This window comes from Burkholderia sp. E168m23 (assembly GCF_016586125.1).
Lineage (GTDB): Bacteria > Pseudomonadota > Gammaproteobacteria > Burkholderiales > Burkholderiaceae > Burkholderia > Burkholderia orbicola.
The window spans coordinates 1-4406 of sequence record NZ_BCPP01000610.1; the positions used below are offsets into that span (position 1 = coordinate 1).

The following is a 4406-nucleotide window of genomic DNA, read 5'->3' on the forward strand; positions in this document are numbered from 1 at the left end:
GGACGGTTTCACCGACGAATACGAGGCGCTCGTCGCGGCCGGTTCGCCCGATTTCGCGTTCCCCGATTTCGACGAGCAGACCCGCGCGACGACGTTCTACACGACCGGCACCACCGGCCTGCCGAAGGCGGTGGCGTTCACCCATCGGCAGCTCGTGCTGCACACGCTCGCGGGCATGGCGGCGTTGTCGAGCGCGCGCGATCGCGGCCGCGTGCATCGCGACGACGTCTACATGCCGATCACGCCGATGTTCCATGTGCACGCCTGGGGAATGCCGTACATCGCGACCGCGCTCGGGCTCAAGCAGGTCTATCCGGGCCGTTATTCGCCGGACGGATTGGTCGCGCTGATCGCGCGCGAAGCGGTGACGTTCTCGCATTGCGTGCCGACGCTGCTCGCGATGATTCTCGACAGCCCGGCGTCGGCGGCGGCCGACCTGTCGGCGTGGAAGGTGATCGTCGGTGGCTCACCGCTGTCCGACGGGCTGGCGCGGGCGGCGCTCGCGCGCGGGATCGAGGTCTACACCGGGTACGGGATGTCGGAAACCTGCCCGCTGATGACGATCGCGCAGATCGACCCGCCGCGCGCGGCCGGCGGCGCATCGGCCGACGACGACATCGCGCGCCGGACGAAGGCGGGGCTGCCGCTGCCGCTCGTCGACCTGCGCATCGTCGACGCGCAGTTTCGCGACGTGCCGCACGACGGCCGCTCGGCGGGCGAGGTCGTCGTGCGGATGCCGTGGGCGACGCAAGGCTATCTGGGCGATGCGCCGGCGTCGGCCGCGCTGTGGGCCGGCGGCTATCTGCATACGAACGACATCGGCGTGATCGATTCCGACGGCCGGCTGCAGATCACCGACCGCATCAAGGACGTGATCAAGACGGGCGGGGAATGGGTCTCGTCGCTCGAACTCGAGAGCATCCTGTCGCGTCATCCGGCCGTGCGCGAATCGGCGGTGATCGGCGTGAAGGATGCGCGCTGGGGCGAGCGTCCGCTCGCGCTGGTCGTGCTGACCGACGAGCAGGTCGGTCGCGTCGAGCCGGAGGAATTGAAAGCCCATGTGAAGCAGGTGGCCGATCGCGGGCTGATCTCGCGCTATGCGGTGCCGGAGCGGCTGCTGATCGTCGACGCGATCGAGAAGACGAGCGTCGGGAAGATCAACAAGCGCGCGTTGCGCGAGCGGTACCAGCCCGACTGAGCGGCGCGCGCCCGGCCGTCGAAGACGCCGGCGGTCAGGACGAGGCGACTTTCCCGCCCGGGGGTAACCCCCCCGAATGGGGGGCTGAACATCGCGCGCCGGTTCGAGAACAATGCGGGTCCCGTGTCGCGGCCGATACGCGCAGCGCGCACCCACGCCGGTACGGACATCACCTACCTTTGACGGCCGGCGTCGAATCGTTATGCTGTTTTCGGCGCACGGCGAAACCGGCCCGGTCGGCGGTTTCGCTTGCCGTGCCGGCGGACACGCGATCACCGCGAGGAGAATAGGAACAGCATGGCGCCGACGGACAGCAGACAACCGGCTCGCCCGCCGGACACCGATGCGATCGAAGTGCTGGTGCGCACCAAGCTGGCGCCGGCGTCGACCCGCGGGATCGTGACGCGCATCGCGCGGCTCGGGCGGCTCAGGCGCGGCCTCGACCGCCGGCTGACGCTCGTGAGCGCGCCGGCCGGTTACGGCAAGACCACGCTGCTGGCCGAGTGGCGCCATGCGCTGGTGGCGTCGGGTGTGAAGGTCGCGTGGGTGAGTCTCGACCAGGACGACGACAACGCGTCGATCTTCGCGTCCTACGTGGTCGCCGCGATCGTCGACACGACCGGCGGGGTCGGCGCCCGCGCGCAGCAGTTGTTGCGCGATCGAGCGCTGATTCCGCTGAAGACCGTATTCGACGAACTGCTCAACGAACTGGACAGCGCAGGCGTCGAGCTGTTCCTGATGCTCGACGACTTCGATCGCCTCGCGTCGCCGGTCATCCACGACGCGATGTTCGATCTGCTGCGCTACGCGCCGTCGAACCTGCATGTCGTGCTGTCGTGCCGCTCGGCGCCCGCGTTGCCGCTCAGCTATTTCGAATCGCGCGACGAACTCGTGCGGGTGGACGAGAACGACCTGCGTTTCGACGACGCGGAGACGCGCGCGTTCTTCGAGCGGGTGGCCGGCAAGCCGCTCAATGCGGACAACGTCGGGCGTCTGCGCGCGGCGACCGAAGGTTGGGTGTCGGGCCTGCAACTGGCGGCCCTGGCGCTGCACGACGACAGCGACGCGGCGCGCGTGGCCGAGCAGGTCAGCCACGCGCGTGCCGGCATCGCCGCGTATCTGAACGAGAACGTGATGACGCAGGTGCCGGACGCGATCCGCCACTTCCTGCTGCATACGGCGGTGCTCGACCGGATGACGCCGGCGCTGTGCGATGCGCTGACCGGCCGCGACGACGCGCTCGACTGCCTCGAATGGCTAACCGCGCACAACCTCTTCATCCGGTCGATCGACGGCGACCGCCGGCGCTACCGCTATCACGCGCTGTTCCTGCAATACTTGCGGGAGGAGCTGGCGCTGCGCGAGCCCGGCACGGTGGCCACACTGCATCGCCGCGCGAGCGCGTGGTATGCGGCCGAGCGGCAATGGCCGGACGCCGTCAGGCACGCGCTCGCGGCCGGCGACTTCGATGCGGCCGCCGGCTGGGTCGAGGCGTGCGCGATGAAGCTCATCGCGTCGAGCGACGTGCGTACCGTGCTCGACTGGGTGTCGCGCCTGCCCGCGCAGGCGCTGACGGGCCGCCTGCGGTTGCGGATCGCGCATACGTGGGCGCTCGCGCTGTCGATGCAGATCGTCGATGCGCGCCGTGCGCTGGAAGCGCTGGAAGCCGACATCGCGGCCGGGCGGCTCGATACCGACGCCGTCACGGCGACCGAACTGCTGGCCGTGCGCTCGCTGATCGCCGGGCTGTCGGATCGCAGCATCGAATCGCTGCAGCTCGGCGAGCGTGTGCTGGCGGCCGCCCCACCGGCCGGTTCGTGGGTCGAGCAGATCGGGCAGACGACGCTGATCTTCGGGCTCGGCTACGCGGGCCGCCTCGGCGACGTGCGGGATCTCGGCGCGCGCGCGGAACACGCGGCGTCGGGGCACGAGCCGCTGTACGCGAACGTGTACCGCCAGAACATGTCGGGCCTGGCCGAGTTCGTCGCCGGGCGGCTGCACGACGCGTCGAAGACGTTCGAGACGGCGTTGCGCGCCGCCGAACGCTCGGCGGGTCGCCTGTCGGCGGCGACGGCGCTGTCGGCCGGCTATCTGTCGGCGATCTACTACGAATGGAACGACTGGGCGAAGGTGCGCGACGCGCAGGCCGACCGCTTCGACATCGCGATGCAGGCCTGTTCGCTCGGGCCGTTGCTGAGGTTCATGCAGACCGCCGCCCTGCTGCAATTCCGGTCGGGGAACGACGCGCGGGCGCACGACATGCTCGACGAAGCCGATCGCATCGCGTGCAGCCGGCAATGGCTGCGGCTGCGCGTCGCGTGCATGGCGACCGGTATCCGGCTGCATCTGGACGCCGGCCAGCCGACGCAAGCCCACCGTGTGGGGCGCGCGCTGGCGTCGCTGGTGTCGCCCGTGCCGCCGGACGAAGCGTCGAGCCACGTCGAGACGTGGCAGATGGCGCAATCCGCGCAGGCAAGGCTGCTGCTCGCCGATGCACGCGCGAACGAAGCCGCGCAGCGCATGGCGACCGTGCACGCGGTGCTGGCCGCGCGCGGGTTCGACTGGTTCGCGGCGCAGGCCGCCGTGTTGCATGCGATCGCGCTCGACCACGCGGGCGACGAGAGCGCGGCGCTCGCGGCGTTCGCGCGTGCGCTCGAATACGGCCAGGGCAACGGACTCGTCCGCACCTTCGTCGACGAAGGCGCGGCGGCCGAGCGCTTGCTGGCGCGCATGCAGAAGCGTGCCGACCGCTTTCCGGCAGTCGGCGCGTGGTATCTGCGCGACCTGGCCCGTGCGTTCGACGCGCAGCGGGCGTCGGGCGGAGCACCGGCCACGCGGCCGGGTGCGACCGGCAACCTCAGCGCGCGGGAGCTCGAGATCCTCGACTACGTCGCGCGTGGCCTGTCGAACAAGGAAATCGCCCGCGCGCTGCGCGTCGCGCCGGAGACGATCAAGTGGCACCTGAAGAACATCTTCGAGAAGCTCAACGTGACGTCGCGCATCCAGGCGGTGCGCAGCGGGCTGGCGCTCGATCCGTCACGCGTGCGGCGCGACGACGAATGACCGGCTGACGCGCTGCCGCCCGCGTCAGCGGTGCGCGGCGAACGCGGCCACGATCTCGTCGATCGCCGCACGGATGCGCGCGGTGTGGCGCAGGTCGCGGTGCGTGACGAGCCAGACCTCGTACGGCGACGCCCGCATGCGATCC

The 4406-nt window shown here is 70.4% G+C and carries 2 protein-coding genes and 1 pseudogene; 2 read left to right on the forward strand and 1 reads right to left on the reverse strand.

Annotation, left to right across the window (positions count from 1 at the left end):
• Together JMF90_RS25860 and JMF90_RS25865 are read left to right on the forward strand one after the other, a co-directional pair.
• A partial coding sequence (locus tag JMF90_RS25860) for an AMP-binding protein (RefSeq protein WP_201325593.1) occupies positions 1–1198 on the forward strand: 1198 nt, incomplete at its 5' end.
• A gap of 297 nt (positions 1199–1495) precedes the next feature.
• The gene (locus JMF90_RS25865; RefSeq protein ID WP_011548632.1) at positions 1496–4261 is read left to right on the forward strand and encodes a LuxR C-terminal-related transcriptional regulator; all 2766 of its coding nucleotides are present in this window, start codon (positions 1496–1498) and stop codon (positions 4259–4261) included.
• 24 nt (positions 4262–4285) lie between these two features.
• Here JMF90_RS25865 and JMF90_RS25870 read toward each other — a convergent pair.
• Positions 4286–4406, reverse strand: a pseudogene (locus JMF90_RS25870) (LysR family transcriptional regulator); the annotation flags it as partial.